At 49.0% G+C, this 17149-nt stretch carries 11 protein-coding genes; all 11 read right to left on the bottom strand.

Features of this window, described 5'->3' with window-relative positions:
* Nucleotides 1-166: 166 nt before the first annotated feature.
* Complete coding sequence (rpsR, locus tag QZV31_RS06035; RefSeq protein WP_093730903.1) at nt 167-397, bottom strand: 30S ribosomal protein S18; 231 nt, start codon at nt 395-397, stop codon at nt 167-169.
* A 21-nt stretch (nt 398-418) separates the two neighbouring features.
* Entirely contained in the window at nt 419-880 is a 462-nt protein-coding gene (locus QZV31_RS06030) for a single-stranded DNA-binding protein (RefSeq protein ID WP_295359051.1), read from the bottom strand.
* 30 nt (nt 881-910) lie between these two features.
* Nucleotides 911-1195: a 30S ribosomal protein S6 gene (gene rpsF / locus QZV31_RS06025; RefSeq protein ID WP_093730905.1), complete on the bottom strand. Its 285-nt coding sequence runs from the start codon at nt 1193-1195 to the stop codon at nt 911-913.
* Nucleotides 1196-1425: 230 nt separating this feature from the next.
* A complete protein-coding gene (locus QZV31_RS06020) occupies nt 1426-2151 on the bottom strand; it encodes an NAD-dependent protein deacylase (RefSeq protein WP_295359048.1) in 726 nt (241 codons plus the stop codon).
* A gap of 34 nt (nt 2152-2185) precedes the next feature.
* Entirely contained in the window at nt 2186-3565 is a 1380-nt protein-coding gene (locus tag QZV31_RS06015; RefSeq protein WP_295359046.1) for a tagaturonate epimerase family protein, read from the bottom strand.
* Nucleotides 3566-4259: 694 nt separating this feature from the next.
* Complete coding sequence (malQ, locus tag QZV31_RS06010) at nt 4260-7859, bottom strand: 4-alpha-glucanotransferase (protein WP_295359044.1); 3600 nt, start codon at nt 7857-7859, stop codon at nt 4260-4262.
* 189 nt (nt 7860-8048) lie between these two features.
* Nucleotides 8049-10121: a glycogen synthase GlgA gene (gene glgA, locus QZV31_RS06005; protein ID WP_295359042.1), complete on the bottom strand. Its 2073-nt coding sequence runs from the start codon at nt 10119-10121 to the stop codon at nt 8049-8051.
* Nucleotides 10118-12100: a 1,4-alpha-glucan branching protein GlgB gene (glgB, locus tag QZV31_RS06000; RefSeq protein ID WP_295359040.1), complete on the bottom strand. Its 1983-nt coding sequence runs from the start codon at nt 12098-12100 to the stop codon at nt 10118-10120. Before glgB ends, glgA begins: the two co-directional genes overlap by 4 nt.
* A 141-nt stretch (nt 12101-12241) precedes the next feature.
* Entirely contained in the window at nt 12242-14656 is a 2415-nt protein-coding gene (locus tag QZV31_RS05995) for a glycogen/starch/alpha-glucan phosphorylase (protein WP_295359038.1), read from the bottom strand.
* A gap of 10 nt (nt 14657-14666) precedes the next feature.
* Nucleotides 14667-15776, bottom strand: a complete 1110-nt coding sequence (glgD, locus tag QZV31_RS05990; protein ID WP_176760518.1) for a glucose-1-phosphate adenylyltransferase subunit GlgD — start codon at nt 15774-15776, stop codon at nt 14667-14669.
* A gap of 1 nt (nt 15777) precedes the next feature.
* Nucleotides 15778-16938 (bottom strand): glucose-1-phosphate adenylyltransferase, encoded by a 1161-nt coding sequence (locus tag QZV31_RS05985; RefSeq protein WP_093730911.1) that lies wholly within the window; start codon nt 16936-16938, stop codon nt 15778-15780.
* Nucleotides 16939-17149 lie beyond the last annotated feature (211 nt).

Below are 17149 nucleotides of genomic sequence, written 5' to 3'. Positions count from 1 at the left end.
TGAAGAGAACGTTTTCACAAAGCCCTCCGGTTATACTTCAGCCCGCTCCCCACGCTACATTATCTATACAAGCTTTGCCCATGATTCCCCGGTACAGTGTTTCTTCCATCAAAAAATCCCCGCCGCAATTGCGACGGGGACTCTGATTGTACAGATCTTATACTGATCAGTCAGCGGTAAACGGCATTAACGCAACGTTACGTGCGCGTTTGATCGCAGTGGTCAGTTCGCGCTGATGTTTAGCGCAACAACCGGAAATACGGCGAGGTAAAATCTTGCCGCGTTCGGTTACGAATTTGTGCAGCTTGGCAACGTCTTTATAATCGATGCTCTCCGCTTTATCTACGCAGAAGCTGCAAACTTTCCTTCTCGGTCTTCTGCCTCTTTGCATTTTCATTAGCTTAATCCTCCCTGTTGTTTAGAACGGAACTTCTTCGTCAAAGGGAACATCGCTGCCTAAACCGCCCATAGGCGATTTAGTCGCGGGAGCCGCAGCTTCCGCCGCACCGGCATCCGGTCCGGGATACTGCTGGCTAAAGTTCTGGTTGCGGTTGGCGCTTTCGCTCTTGCGTTCAATAAATTCAACGTTATTGGCGATGATTTCCGTCACCCAGTGCTTGGTGCCGTCCTTGGCATCAAAGTTGCGGATCTGGAGACGCCCTTCCACTAACAGACGATGTCCTTTTGCGAGACTGTTTCCACATAATTCAGCAGCCTTACCCCATACCACTACGGGGATAAAATCTGCTTCGCGCTGGCCCTGTTGATTTAAAAAAGGTCTGTCAACTGCCAGTGTGAAAGAGCACACCACCTTCTGGGAAGGAGTATAGCGCACTTCCGGATCTTTTGTCAGTCGACCTAAAATAACTATTTTGTTCATTCAGTTACCTCCACAGACTGATAATTCTGATCAGTCTTCCTTTTTAATGATCATATGGCGCAGCACTTCGTCGGTAATTTTCATTACACGGTCAAGTTCTTTGACAGCGGCAGGTTCAGCCTTGAAATTAACGAGTACGTAGTAACCTTCGGACAAATCCTGGATCAGATAAGCCAGGTGTTTTTTGCCCCAACGATCTGTCTTTTCTACTGTAGCACCATTATCGGTCAGCAGTTTTTCGAATTTGGCAATCACGCCATCGATAACCTCATCCTCAACCGGTTTAATGATGTACATGACTTCGTATGCTCTCACGAAATCACCTCCTCCTCTGGACTTTCGGCTCCCCCTGTCTGGAGAGCAGAAGAAGTAAAATATGCTCTATCACAAGCTTAATTATATTATCACCTGCTGAGAGAGTTGTCAAGTAAAAATCAACAGGTTGCAGAAATATTCCAGACAAAGACAAACATTCTGCCCAAAAACGAACCGGAGCAACAGTATTGCGCCGCTCCGGTTCTGCAGAAAAACTTTTCAATTTACAGTTACAGTACAATCTGACTGAACACCTTACCGATGCTGTCGTGGATGACCAGGTTGGCTCCCCGGTCTGCCGAGGTTTCGGATTTGTTTACCAGCACCAGTTTGTTGCCCCGGTAGTAGCGGATCAGCCCCGCCGCCGGGTACACCACTAACGAGGTGCCGCCGATAATCAGCATGTCCGCCTGAGAAATGTAGTTCACCGAAGCTTCCATGATGTCCATGTTCAGATTCTCTTCATATAATACTACATCCGGTTTCACCCGGCCGCCGCACTTGTCGCAGACAGGAACACCTTTGGAATTTTTCACGTAGTTCACGTCAAAAAACTTGTTGCAGTCCTCACAGTAGTTTCGCAGCACACTGCCGTGCAGTTCCATTACAGTCTTGCTGCCGGCTGCCTGGTGCAGTCCGTCAATGTTCTGGGTGATGACAGCCGTCAGCTTGCCGGCCCTCTCCAGTTCCGCCAGTTTTAAATGGGCGGCGTTGGGTTTGGCATCCAGAAACAACATGCGGTTTTTGTAGAAATCAAAAAACTCTTCCGGGCAATCCTCATAGAAAGTGTGGCTGACGATCATCTCCGGCGGGTACTGATAGGTCTGGTTGTACAGACCGTCGGTACTGCGGAAATCCGGAATGCCGCTTTCCGTGGAAACCCCGGCGCCGCCGAAGAACACAATACGTTTTGATTCCCGTATCATTTCGTTTAATCTGGCGATCTTTTCGTCCATGCGAACACCTCCCTGCAATGATTATCGTTTATAATTACAGCTTGCGAATAAATCCGTTCACCAAGGTTGCCAGATTTGCTTCGTACAACCCAATTTCTTTTTCCACCGCTTCCCTGACCGGAAGTTTTTCTTTCCCTTCTTCGCATCCTAATATTTTATCGTAAGCGGCAGCAAAAGCACGACCGGCTTCCTTCTCAAAGGTCAGTTCTCCTGCTTCCGGAACTTGCAGCCCGGCTTTCTCCGCAATCTGTTTCAGCAGAGTGCCGTCCGTCTTTGCTATTGTCTGCAGTGCAGCCAGCCAAAGTACATGGGTCAGTTTAAAATTCACACGCTGATGGAAACTTTTTGCCACAGCTGCCAAATCGTCAAAGGCCAGGGCCGTGTCTGCGAAACTCATGCGGTAGTCAAAGGCTTTGGCAATGCCCGCATGGTAAGCCAGATTTTCTTCCATTTCATTTTTAAATGTATTGGCATTGACGCACAGGGTGTCAAATTTCACCGCAGCCCGTTTCAGCTCGTTTGCCAGGAAATAATGCTCCTGGGGGGTCAGTGCTTTATCGCAGCGGGACAGGTCCACTTCAAAATCCAGATCCCAGGGTGTGTCATCCAGATAATCCTTGTACATGTTCTGCAGGAACATGATGGCCTGGCCGAACTCCAGTACCATCCGGTGCAAAGCCTTTTCTTCAAATTTGATTTTTACATCGCCAACCTGGAATTCCGCATCCAAATAAGATTTATCAATGGCTTCCTTAAAATCTTTGTCCAGCTCCCCAAAACGTTTTTCCGATTCTTCCACGCTCAGTTCTTCCACGGCGCGATCGATCTTATCGCTGCAGTCCACGCCGATACCGCTGTAACCGTACAACAGCGCCTTGACGATTTCTTCTTCTGTTTTCAGTCCAGCCGCATTGGCCGCCCAGTCCCCTTTATAGCCGGAAGAAAGCACGCTCCAGGTTGCAGTGTCCATCGCTTCCAGAAAATTCCACTGCAACAGGTTGCTGTATTCCGGCGTATAATCCACCAGTACCGGTTTGATTTGTTTATGTACAAATAAATTGGGCTGCTGGCTGTTCGCCACACCCAACCAGTCGCTGAACGCCACACTGATTCCGTTTACTCCGCAGGACGAAGGAGCCGCCCAGCCTATCAGGCGCCGTACCAGGGCCGCATTGTTGGGATTTAAGGGAAACATACCGATTTTTATCTTTTTATGCTCATCTGCAGTTTCAAATTCTGCGCCCTTCCATGCCTTGTTCCATTCGGATTTTTCACCGCAGACCACTGCCAGGTGACGGCCGCTGCTGTTTTCTACCAGGCCCAGATACCCGTCCGGAATTACGCTGAAAGAAGAACTGTTCAAATTCCCTTTCCCGCACATGAGTTTTTCCGCAATATCACGTTTGATTGCCATAAAATTAATCCTCGTCTTTCTGTTCTACAAAGCCCTGCTTGCCATTTACAGATTTAAGGAAACACTGATTAACTCGTCTGCACGCAGACCGAAGGCTTTGGCTGTTATAATTCATACCGTTATATTTTACCATATAAATACAAAAGCGCAAACTGCAGATTTGCAAAACAATTTTGAAAAAGAATTCTGTCCACTGAGGAAAACATACCACATAATCGGTTTACGATTTTTATGTTTCTCACAGATTTATACACACTATGCACAGAGTTATCCACAGAAAACAGGTGTTTTTCCTTTAAAAAACGTGAAAAACAGCAATTCTTTCCGGTAAAACCCTTTTTTCCACCATTGTTATACACAGCCTGTGGATAAGTCATGTGTATAACTTTCATTTTATTCACACCACAACATGTAGTAAATCTTTGGTGAAAAGAACCGAACATCTATGTAAATGAGCATTTTTACTGTTTTGTCAAGTACAATTTTTGTAAACCGGACAAAATTAATTTTTAAAAGTTGTTGACTTTTTTCGCGCACCACAGAGGTGTGATAAAATCAGCAGTTTTATTTTCACGGAATTGTCAGATTTTAATTTTGCTCTCATAATTAACGATTGCAAAAATATTATTACATTAGATTTACCCGTTTTGCATTTTCCCGTTCTCGTTTTGGTGGACAAAAACGATTTACACGTTCATCGCCTGTATTGCTTCACCAACGCCGCCAGCCTGTTGGCCAACGCTTCGCTCAGGCACCCTTTTTCCATTTTCCACGTCCAGTTACCGGAAGGAGTTCCCGGTGTGTTCATGCGGCATGAGGATGGCAGGCCTAACATATCCTGTACAGGCACAACGACCGTTTCTGCCCGGCGGCTGTACAGATATTCCATGAGCGCCCAGGTATCCGGTTCTTTACCACAAAGACCACGCAGCTGGTTACGCAGTTCCGGCGAGACTTCTTCTTCCAGCCAGCCCTGCAAGGTATTGTTGTCGTGGGTTCCCGTATAGGCCACACAGTTCGGTTCCGTGGCAAAATCGCAAAGGCCGTCAGCCCGGTTCTGCAAATGGAATTGCAGAATCCGCATGCCCGGCAGTCCCAGTTCATCCTTCAGCCGGTATACATCCTCTGTAATCTGTCCCAGGTCTTCTGCCACCAGCTGTAATCCCGGCAGTTCCTTCCGTAAAGCCAGAAACATCTCCCTGCCTTTAGCCGGTTTCCAGCTGCCGGTGGTGGCGTCCTTTTCTCCCCGGGGAACGCCCCAGGCCGCCACAAAGCCCCGGAAGTGATCTACCCGGACCCTGTCGGTGAACTGTGTGATGGCACGGAATCGTTCTTTCCACCAGCGGAACCCGTCTTTTTCCATAACATCCCAGCGGTACAGAGGGTTGCCCCAAATCTGCCCGGTGGCGCTGAAATAATCCGGCGGCACCCCGGCAGCTTCTTCCGGGTATCCCTCTTCGTCCAGGTAAAAATATTCCGGATGAGCCCAGCAGTCTGCGCTGTCCGCCGCCACAAAGATGGGCATATCGCCTAAAATTTCAATTTCGTTTGCATTGGCATAGGCTTTGATATCCTGCCAGGCACAGAAAAATTCAAATTGCTTCCTTTTAAATATCTCTGTTTGCTTTTCCAGCAGCTTTTCATATTTTTTTACCGCAGCCGATTGCCGCGTCCGTATCTCTTCAGGCCACTCCTGCCAAGGTTTATGGAAATAGTCCTGCAGCGCCCGGAACAGGGCATAGTCCGGCAGCCAGTAACTGTTTTTCTGACAAAAGGCAAGATACTTTTGTTGTTCTACCGTTTTTATATTTTTGTTTGCGCTGCTTACCGTTTCCCTTGTTGTGTCACAGGTTTTTTCGTCTGTCCCAGCAAACAGGGTTTCATGTCCGGCAAACGCGGATACGGAAAGGTAAGGAGAATCACCCAGGCCCGGCGGGTTCAGAGGAAGGATCTGCCAGATTTTCTGCCCGGCGGCTGCTAAAAAGTCGATCCACTCTTTGGCAGCTTCTTTTTTTTCTTTCCCGTTTTCACCCCATAACGAAGTAGGATGCAGTAAAATTCCTGCCTTCCGTAAATCAAGCCGGCTGTTTTTATTCTCTGCCGTCGCATGGTCAGGCTTTCCTTCTGCAGGTTCGCAGTAGGTATGCTTTTCTGCACATTGGTAAATCTGCTGACTCAGGGGCGGCAGCGTAACCGTAAAGACCCCGTTGACGACAGAAACCGGTTCCGCCGGCACCGGCCCCACCGGCAGTAATTCCCCAAAGGCAAGTTCCCCGGTATAGACACGCGCCGTGTGTGCTGTATTCCCCCGGTTCAGCGCCACAAAAAACAGTCCGTCCTCTGCCGGCTTGCCGAAAACATCTTTTCCGCCTTCAATGGAACGGGCATAAAGATACACATCCCCTTCTGCATAAACGGGAATCATCCGCCCCGTGCGCAAGGCGTCATGCTTTTTCCGCAACTGAACAAAGGCGCGGCAGTATGCCTGTAATTGTTTGTTTTCCCTGCCCCAGGGATAGGGACGTCGGTTATCCGGGTCTTTTCCGCCTTTCAGTCCGGCCTCGTCCCCGTAGTAAATGCAGGGCATTCCCGGCAGTGTCATCTGCCAGGCCCAAAGCAACAGCAGGCGCTGTTCGCCTGTACTAAGATTAGATAGCACCGTTTCTTTTTCCGGCTGAACCGTCTCAACTGATGCTTCTTTTTCCAGATTGTTTTCCTTATTATTACTGCTAACCTGCTCCTCCAGCACCGACAGGACCCGTTCCACATCATGGCTGCCGGCCAGGTTCAGCATGGCGTACAGGTTTTCTTTCGGATAGTTTTCCATCTGCTGCAGATACAGGGTGTTGGTATAGCCCGCGTCAGCCCGGCCCACCAAAAAGTCAAGCATCAGTCGGCGCAGCACATAGTTCATCACACTGTCCAACTTGCCGCCGCACAGGTAGGCACGCTGTTTGCTGTAACTGATTTTATTGGAGGCATCCTCCCAGACCTCGCCGATCATGGCAGCGTCCGGGTCACTCTTTTTTAACTCGCTGTAAAACACCTTCAAAAATTCGTCCGGCAACTCGTCCGCCACATCGAGGCGCCAGCCGCTGATCCCTGCTTTCAGCCAGTGCTTCAGCACGCTGTCTTCGTCCCGTATGATAAAGTCCTGGTAACTGCTGTCCGTTTCATCCACTTCCGGCAGACTCTTGTCGCCCCACCAGCAGCTGTATTCTTCCGGAAACTTCTTAAACTGATACCAGGAATGATATGGCGACGTTTTCGACTGGTACGCCCCGGTTCCCGGATAATTACCCCGCCGGTTAAAATAAATGCTGTCATCCCCTGTGTGGCTGAAGACCCCGTCCAGAATGACACGGATGCCCTTTTCTTTTGCTTCTTTGCACAAGTTTATAAAATCTTCTTCCGTACCCAGGAAAGAATCTATCTTTTTATAGTTGCCGGTATCGTAGTGATGGTTGCTGCGGCTTTCAAAAACAGGGTTCAGGTACAGGCAGGTGATGCCCATGTCCGCCAGGTAATCCAGTTTTTCCCGGATGCCTTTCAGGGTGCCGCCGAAGAAATCAAAATACAAAATGCCGCCCCCCGCCGGGTCTTTGATATAGCGGGGCAGGTCATTCCAGTTTCCGTGCAGCAGCGCATTGGGTTTGCCGCTGAATTGGGACAGCGGAACATCCCCCCGGTTGAAGCGGTCCGGAAAAATCTGGTACACCACAGCCTGTTTCATCCAGTCCGGCGTGACCGCGCCCCGGTCGTACACCGTAATCTGGTAAGACGGCGGTTCCTGCTCGTACTGCTGCCCCCAGCCTCCCAGCCGGGCGGCGTTATTACCGTAGTAAAATGTTTTGTCCCCTGTTTTTACAATAAAATAATACCAGAGCAGGCAGCCGCTTTCCGGCGTGGTAATACGGCAGACGTAACGGCGCTGTTTTCGCGCTTCTTTACGGGTCAAGGAATCGGAAGCCTTCTTCGTTTTTGTTTCTTCTTTCGGAAGCAGCTCTTTTGTGTTTTCAGCCGACGCCATGATTTCATCAGGCCGATTTTCTTCTTTTTCTGTATCCTGCTTCCGTTTCCAGGTTTCGAGCTGCATGGCAACCAACGTTTCCCCGGCGCCTTCCTGCCATAACCGCAGGGTCACCTGTTCTGTTCCGTCCCCTTCCACATCACAGCGCAATGTAACAACGGAACCGGCTTCCACAGCACCAAAAGGACAGCGATAGGTTGTATTTCTTGAATCGTGAACGATTACGGGCTGCATAGTTTGCGCTACGTCCAACAGCAAGATCATTGAAGGACTTCCTTTCCCCCGGAAACATCCGGGTATTTATCTTTTTCCCGCTTACAGAAAAAGCGAAAGTGTTCCCGCTTTTCAGAAATCACTTTCGCCTGGTAAGTAAACACTGATTAAACAGGTTTTAATGCCTGCCGCCTGGTTTTGCGACAGGCAGGAAAATGTCTCTGCTTTCCCTATACGTTGTTACTCAGCGTCTTTCTTTGTAGTTTTTGTTCCGGGTTTCCGCCCCCGTTTTTTCGGTGCGGCAGCTTCAACAGCTTCCGTTGTTACCTCTGCGGTTGTATCGGCTTTCTTTTTGGCCGTTGTTTTTCTTGCAGAAGTCTTTTTTGCTGCCGTTCCTTCTTCTGTGGCAGCGGCGCTCTTTTTCGAAGTCGTTTTTTTCGCGGTGGTCTTTTTTACTGTCGTTTCTTCCTCTGTGGCAGCAGCGCTTTTTTTCGAAGTCGCCTTTTTAGCGGTAATCTTTTTCGCTGCCGTTTTTTTAGCTTCTGTTGCTTTGTCTGCTGCTTTTTTTGTTGTTCTCTTTGCTGTGGTTTTCTTCTTTGCAGGTTCGGCTGCCGCTTCGGCCTCTTCCGGTTTTTCGGGCGCTTTATCTTCTTCTGCTTTTGTTTCTGCTGCCGGAGCCTGTTCAGCTTCCGGTGCAGCTTCTGCAATAACCTCTTCATCAGCGATATGAGCCGCTTTTTCAACTTCCGCAGTTTCTGCCGCCTCAACAGCATTAACCGGCTCTTCTGCAGTTTCTTCGCCTTTTACAGCTGCCAATAATTCTTCCGTTGCTTCCTCTACCTGTTCTTCGGAAACAGGTTCAACCGTTGCGGTATTATCCTCCGTAACTTTCGCGTACAGGTCAGCATAAGCCTGTGCGGACCGGTTCCAGCTGTTGTCGCTGTGCATCGCATTATACACGATTTTCTCCCAGAGGGGTTTTTCCGCGAAGCAGGTCAGCCCCCGTTTAATGGTAAACAACAGCTCATGGGCGTTAAAATTGGCAAAGCTGAAACCGTTTCCTTCCGGTGTGTTGTATTTATCAAAATTAATTACGGAATCTTTCAGGCCGCCGGTTTCCCGCACTACCGGAACAGTGCCGTAGCGCATGGCAATCATCTGGCTGAGACCGCAGGCTTCATACCGGGAGGGCATGATAAACATGTCTGCCCCTGCGTACACACGGCGGGCCAGTCCCTCATTAAACAGAATGTTGACGGAAACACTGCCCGGATGCTGCCACGCCAGTTCACGCAGCGCGTTGGCATATTCTTCGTCGCCGGTACCCACCACGACCAGCTGTACCTGTTCTTCCATCAGTTCATCCATGATATGCATCACCAGGTCCAGCCCTTTGGCTTCCACCAGGCGGGTGATCATGCCGACGACCGGGATCTCCCGGTTTACCGTCAGCCCCAGTTCACGCTGCAGGGCTTCCTTGGCCAGGGGCTTTTTCACCAGCACATTGGATGCGTCAAAGCGGACAGGGATATGTGGATCCGTTTCCGGATTATATTCCTGTTCATCCAGACCGTTTAAAATACCGCTGATCTTTCCCGCACACAGCGCCACATAATCTTCCAGCCCTTCGCCGAAATACGGATAGGTAATTTCTTCCGCGTATGAAGGGCTCACCGTAGTGATAAAGTCAGCATAACACATGCCGGCTTTCATGAAATTCACATCACCGTCGTTTTCAATGTTGCCGTTATACAACAGGTGCAGGGGCAGTCCCAGCACATCTTCCACAATATTCCGGCCGAATACGCCCTGATATTTCAGATTGTGGATCGTGTAAACGTTTTTCATCCCCTGAAAGTAGGGATCCTGCATGAAATCTTCTTTCAGGTAGGCGCCCAGCAGGCCGGTATGCCAGTCGTTGGTATGAATCACGTCCGGTTTGAAATCGATGTAATGCAGCAGGGTCAGCGCCGCTTTGGAAAAATAGGCAAACCGTTCCGCATCATCGTCGTAGCCGTACAGTTTATCTCTTTTAAAATAGTATTCATTGTCAATGAAATACACGGGGATGCCGTCCTGCACCAGCTTTTTCACACCCAGATACTGGTTGCGCCAGGACAGGTCCACCGATCCTTCAAACACGGTTTCCATTGCGTTTTTATATTCTTCGCCGACACCTTCATAGTTGGGGATCACCAGAGCCGGTTCTACCCCCAGGGCCTGCAGTGCTTTGGGCAGGGCTCCCATCACGTCGGCCAGTCCGCCGGTCTTGATAAACGGAGCTGCCTCCGATGCAACAAATAATACTTTCATTTTTTAATTCCGCCTTTCTGTGAAAGAATCGGAAGGGATTGAACTATTTCTGCTTTGCTTTCACCCTTCTTCTTCTTTGTAATTTTTTTCTTTTTGAAATTTATATACAGCACTGCCAACGGCGGCAGTGTCAGGGTAATCGATTGTTCTTTTCCATGACAGGGAGTCGCTTCGCTCTCGATCAGACCCGGATTACTTACCCCGGAACCGCCGAATTCCGGACTGTCACTGTTGAAAATTTCCCTATACGTTCCTGCGTCTTCCACGCCGATCCGGTAATTCCGGCGTACTTCCGGCGTAAAATTACAAACTACGATAGTCTGGTCCTTCTGTTCCTTACCCTTCCGGTAAAAGCTGATAACGCTGTTGTCGTTATCGTCACAGCTGATCCAGTTAAAACCCTGCCAGTTATAATCAATTTGCCAGAATTCCGGGTGTTGGTTGTAAAACAGATTCAGGGCTTTCATGTACCGCTGCATCTCCTGATGGGACGGGTAATCCAGCAGATGCCAGTCCAGGCTGTCATCAAATTTCCATTCAATAAACTGGCCGAACTCACCGCCCATGAACAGCAGCTTTTTCCCGGGATGGCTCATCCAATATCCGTAAAATGCCCGCAGGCCGGCAAATTTTTTCCAGTAATCCCCCGGCATCTTGTCCAGCAGGGAATGTTTGCCGTGCACTACTTCATCGTGGCTTAAGGGCAGGATGAAATTCTCCGCAAAGGCATAGTACAGCGAAAAGGTAATCAGGTTCTGGGAACCTTTCCGGAACAGGGGATCCATGGACATATACCGCAACATGTCGTTCATCCAGCCCATGTTCCATTTATAGTTGAACCCCAGCCCGCCCTTGTCCGCCGGTCCGGAGACCATGGGCCAGGACGTGGACTCTTCCGCAATCATCAATGCGTGAGGAATATTTTTAAATACAGCTGTATTGAGTTTGCGCAGGAAGTCTACCGCTTCCAGGTTTTCCCGGCCGCCGTATTTGTTAGCCTGCCACTCTCCCTGTTTTTTCCCGTAATCCAGGTACAGCATGTTGGCTACCGCATCGATCCGCAGCCCGTCCAGGTGGAACTGTTCCAGCCAGAAGCAGGCACTGGAAATCAGGAAGCTCTGCACTTCCGGCCGACCGTAATCAAAGTTCATGGTATCCCAGTCTTTGTTCTCCGCCAGCATGGGATTCCCGGACTCATATAAAGGTTCTCCGTCAAAATGCCGCAGACCGTGGGCATCCTTGCAGAAGTGCCCCGGTACCCAGTCTAAAATCACGCCGATTTTATTTTTGTGCAGCGTATCTACCAGATACATGAAATCTTCCGGCGAGCCGTAGCGGCTGGTAGCGGCAAAATACCCGGTCGCCTGATAACCCCAGGAGCCGTCAAAAGGATATTCGCACAAAGGCATCAGTTCCACATGGGTATAGTGCATCTCTTTCACGTACTGCGCCAGTGGCTCCGCTATGTCGCGGTAGGTCATCACCTTGCCCGAAGCGTCCCGCTTCCAGGAACCCAGATGCACTTCATAGATCAGCATGGGATTATGATAGGAATCATAGTCCTTCCGGCTTTTCTGCCAGCTCTTATCATGCCACTGATAGTGCAGGTTCTTCACAATGGAAGCGGTATTCGGGCGTAGTTCCGCGGCAAACCCGTAGGGGTCGCTTTTTAAAATAACCTCTCCTGATGCGGTTTCAATCGCATATTTGTAGGTCGACCCTTCTTTCAATTCCGGAACATAGGCGACCCAAAGGCCGATGCCCTGTTTGGCTCGTTCCATAGGCGTCGCCTTGGCATCCCAGCCGTTAAAGTCCCCCACCACGCTGACCGCCCGGGCATGGGGCGCCCAGACGCAGAAGCGGACGCTGGATTTTTGTTTCCAGCTGGTTAAATGGGCGCCAAACAGACGGTAACTGCTGTAATTGGTCCCCTGATGGAACAGATAGGTACTGTACGCATCAATCGCACTGATTCGCATAATACTTCCTCGTTACTTCTAAAATTTTTCTAAGGAAACACGGATTTAATGAGTGCTCCGGGCATCAGTCCGCCAGCATTCCGGTTCTCCCGGCTGACTCGTTGTTCCGGGCAACCGGTATCCTTTTAAAATCAGTGTCCCTTAAATTTTAACTGCATCCAGATTCCAGATTTCATCAGCGTATTCCTGAATGGACCGGTCACTGGAAAAATGTCCCGCATGGGCGATGTTTACGGTGCTGGAACGGAACCAGCCATCCGTATCCCGGTAACGCCGTTCAATTTCCTGTTGGGCTGCACAATAGGATTTAAAATCTTTCAATACAAAGAATTCATCATTGCGGTCAAGCAACGCTTCCCGCAGTTGTCCGAACATGGGATTTTCTTCCAATACTTCCAACGCCCGGCGGACATCTGCGTCACTGTTATAAATATCCCAGGAGGAATAACCTCCTTCCTGATAATACCGCTGCACTTCGTCCGCCCGCAGCCCGAAAATCACGCTGTGCTCGTCCCCGACTTCCTGATGGATCTCCACGTTGGCTCCGTCCATAGTGCCCAGGGTAACGGCCCCGTTGAACATAAATTTCATATTGCCAGTACCGGAGGCTTCCTTGCTGGCGGTGGAAATCTGTTCACTGACATCGGCAGCGGGGAACAGCTTCTGTCCCAGGGACACATTATAGTTCTCCAAAAACACCACTTTCAGTTTTCTGGCCGCCCGGTAATCCTGATCAATGAGCCGGGCCACGGTGTTGATCAGCTGGATGGTAATCTTTGCTTCCCCATAACTGGCCGCCGCCTTGCCTCCGAAAATAAAGGTCCGGGGAATTATATCCATACCGGGATTTTCCACCAGCTGCCGGTACAGATGATACACATGCAGGATATTCAAAAGCTGCCGCTTATACATGTGCATCCGCTTAATCTGGATATCGAAGATGGAGTGAGGATTTAACGTAATATTTCTTTCCTTAAGCAGATACTCTGCCAGAATTTCTTTACGTTTCTGCCTTACTTCAGCCAGCCGCTCCCGGAATGCCGCATCATTACCGAAGGGTTCCAGCGCCAGCAGTTTTTCCGGAGCGTGAATCCAGTCTTTCCCAATGGTATCACAGATAAGTTCCGTTAACTGGGGATTCGATTCAATCAGCCAGCGGCGATGAGTAACACCGTTGGTCTTGTTGTTAAACCGTTCCGGGAACCATGTATAAAACGGTTTTAATGTGTTAATCTTCAAAATTTCAGAATGCAGTTTGGCCACACCGTTTATGCTATGGCTTCCCACTACGGCCAGACTGGCCATATGCACCTGGTTGTTCCAGAGGATCGCGACCTCCCGGGCTTTGTCTTCCTGACCGGGGAAACGCTGTTGCACGGCTTCCAGCCAGCGTCTGTTGATTTCATCTACAATCAGGAAAATACGGGGCAACAGCTCCTGGAACATGGGTATGGACCAGCGTTCCAACGCCTCCGGCAGGATGGTGTGGTTGGTATAGGCTACGGAATTCGTAGTTATGCGCCAGGAATCTTCCCAGCTCAGGCCTTCTTCATCCATTAAGATACGCATCAGTTCCGGGATAATCAGGGCCGGGTGGGTATCGTTGATATGCAGTGCAATATATCGGTCAAATAATTTCGGGGAACCATAATGCTTTTTATAATGGCGCATAATGCTCTGGAGGCCTGCGGAAACAAAGAAATATTCCTGCATCAGCCGCAGTTTGCGGCCTTCATACGTTGAATCATTGGGATACAGGAAACGAGAAATCTGCTGGGCCTGATCTTTATACTGCAGAGCCTTTCGGTAATCACCGTAACGAAGCTGGCCGTACATATTTTCCCGCGTGTACTCTGCTTTCCAGAGGCGTAACGTATTCACTGTACGATTCTGATATCCCAGCACCGGAACATCATACGGTACAGCCCGCACCGTATTATACTGTTCGTGAACGCAGACCAGCGCTCCCCCTTTTCCGGGGCGCATGTAAGCATGACCGCCAAAACGAACGTCTACTGCCTTATCTGATTTTTTGATTTCCCAGGGAAAGCCGTTTCGCAGCCAGGCATCCGGCAGTTCTACCTGCTGCCCGTCAATGATGCGCTGATCGAACAGTCCGTACTGATACCGGATGCTGCATCCGTGTCCCGGTAACTGCAGGGCCGCCATGGAATCAATATAACAGGCAGCCAGACGGCCTAACCCGCCGTTACCCAGGCCGGGATCCGGCTCTTCCGGAAATATGTCTTCCAGATCAAAGCCAAAATCCTGCAACGCGCTGCGGCATAATTCCTCCATATCGCAATTCAGCAGATTTGTATTCAGCAAACGGCCCAGTAAAAACTCAATGGAAAAATAGTAAACCTGACGGACTCGTTTGTGATTATAAATTTTTTCCGTCTGAATCCAGTCGTCGCTCACCAGGTCTTTGATCATGGTGGCAATAATCTGGTACACTTCCCTGTGGGATAACTCTTTTACGTTTTTTTCAAATAAAACTTCTGCCTTTTCAATAAATAACTTTTTAAATTCTTTTTTGGTTTTCCAGGTTCGCATAATCTGATATTTACCGTACCTCGTGTTTAATAATACACAATGGCTCCTTTTCTGTTCCTTCTAATACCGCTTCCGGCTGAATTTCCCTGTCCTTGTCGCAGATGACATAATTAAGGACTGCGTCTTCTCCCACATTTGTGTTCTGCATGATAATGCTGTTGCGGATCACGGCATTACGGCCTACCCGCACTTTACGGAAGAGGATACTGTTTTCCACCGTTCCTTCAATGATGCAGCCGTTAGCCACCAGGGAATCGGTAACGCGGGCTTCTTCCATGTATTTTGCCGGCGCTTCGTCTTTTATCTTTGTATAAATACGGTTATCCTGATGGAAAATTTCCCGCCAGTTCTCCAGTTTAAGCATGTCCATGCTGGATTGGAAATAGCTGTCAATGGAATTGATCCGTTTGGCATAGCCTTTCACAGAAAAACCGAAAATACGCAGATTTTCCACATTGTCGGCCAGCACTTCATTAAAGAATTTCCATTTGCCGCCGAAATTAGCCCGGCGGATCATCCGGAGGAACAATTCACAGTCAATCAATACGCCGCCTAAAAACAGATTCTCATCTTTTTTGACGTTTTCGGCTTTTTTCATACCGGTAACATGTCCGTTGGCCTTGGTTTTCAAAACATAACCTTCTCCCGGACAATCTGCATCCTGCTTTTTATATACAAGAGTAATGTTTGCGTTATGTTTACGATGGAAATGCAATACTTCTTCATAGTCAATATTAGCTACCACATCGCAGCCGGAAAGCAGCAGATACTTCCTCTGCCCGGCTTCTACGTAACGCAGGTTCTTGTAATAGCTGTAAATATCGCCTTCCTTCGGATGCAGAAGCTCTTCTTCCTCATCCATGGGCAAATAATACAGGCCGTGCTGTTTGCGGGCCAGATCCCATTCCTTTGCGGAACGTACGTGATCCAGCACGGAACGGGAATGGAAAGGCAGAATCAGGCCCACCGTATCAATTCCGGCATTGACCATATTACTCAGCGCAAAATCCATCAGCCGGAATTTAGCGCCAAAGGGTTCAGAGGCCAATGGCCGCTTTGCGTTTAATTCTTTCATCGTATTGGGGCACTGCAAATTAATCAATCCTAAAATATCTGACATGTTATTTTGCCCCCTTTCCTTTTCTTTCCGCTTTTACGGTTTCATCATTCCCATATACAGCCACCTCGGAATTGGTCCCCTGAATCTGTACACCGGCACAGATACGGCAGCGTTCTCCGATAATGGCTCTGTCGATTACCGCGTCTTTCTCTACTACGGTTCCCGGCAGGATAACGGAATTCGTAACCTGGGCTCCTTCTTCAACTACCACATTATAGAAAATTACCGAATGAGAAACCTTGCCGGAAATAGCCGCGCCTTCGCCCACCAGCGAACTGTGCAACTGTCCTTTCGGTCCCACATAATGAGGCGGGAAAGAATGGTTGCCTGCATAGATCCTCCAGTTCGGATCATTCAGGCTCAAAAGCGGTTCGTCTGCCAGCAGATCCATATTGGCCTGCCACAAGCTTTCAAAGGTTCCCACATCTTTCCAGTAGCCTTCAAAAGGATATGCGTAAACCGGCAGCTTGTCATTCAGCATGGCCGGAATTACATTTTTCCCGAAATCGTGGTCTGAGTCTTTTCGTTTTGCGTCTGCAATCAGGTACTCTTTCAACACTTCCTTGTTAAAAATATAAATTCCCATGGAAGCCAGCGTACTTTTCGGATTTTTCGGTTTTTCCTCAAATTCTCTGATCCGCAGGTTTGGATCTGTATTCATGATGCCAAACCGGGAAGCTTCCGATAACGGTACCTGAATTGTGCTGACCGTAGCTTTCGCTTTGTGTTTTTTATGGAACGCCAGCATTTTTGCGTAATCCATGGAATAAATATGGTCGCCTGATAAGACCAGAACATACTCCGGATCAATCATATCCATAAAATTCAGATTCTGAAAAATAGCGTCTGCCGTACCCTGATACCAGTTGGAGGAATCCTTGTCATTCATATACGGGGGCAGGATAAAAGCCCCTCCGCGTTCGGAATCCAGGTCCCAGCTGCTGCCGTTGCCGATGTACCAGTTCAGTTCCAGCGGCTGGTACTGGGTTAAGATGCCAACTGTACTTATCCCGGAATTACGGCAATTACTTAATGTGAAGTCAATGATCCGGTATTTACCTCCAAACAATACCGCCGGTTTTGCCACATTTTTTGTCAAAACTCCTAAACGGCTTCCTTTACCGCCTGCCAAAATCATAGCCAGGCATTCCGTTCTCTGCATGTAATCACCCCTTACGCACAGATTTTCCCACTGTACCTATTATACCAAAAAATGCAGAATAAAGATATAACAAAAGACTAATCTTCTTATTTTTATAAAGAATTTATTCTCGCATAGTAAAAGCCCCCGCACGTGTAGTACGGGGGCTTCGTCTCTGACCGGCAACAATCTATCCTCCCAGGCCGCTTCCAGCCCAGTACTTTCGACGCGT

It is taken from the genome of uncultured Succiniclasticum sp. (genome assembly GCF_902793885.1).
Lineage (GTDB): Bacteria > Bacillota > Negativicutes > Acidaminococcales > Acidaminococcaceae > Succiniclasticum.
Note: the sequence above shows the minus strand (reverse complement) of the source record. Positions and strands in the feature narration are given on the sequence as shown.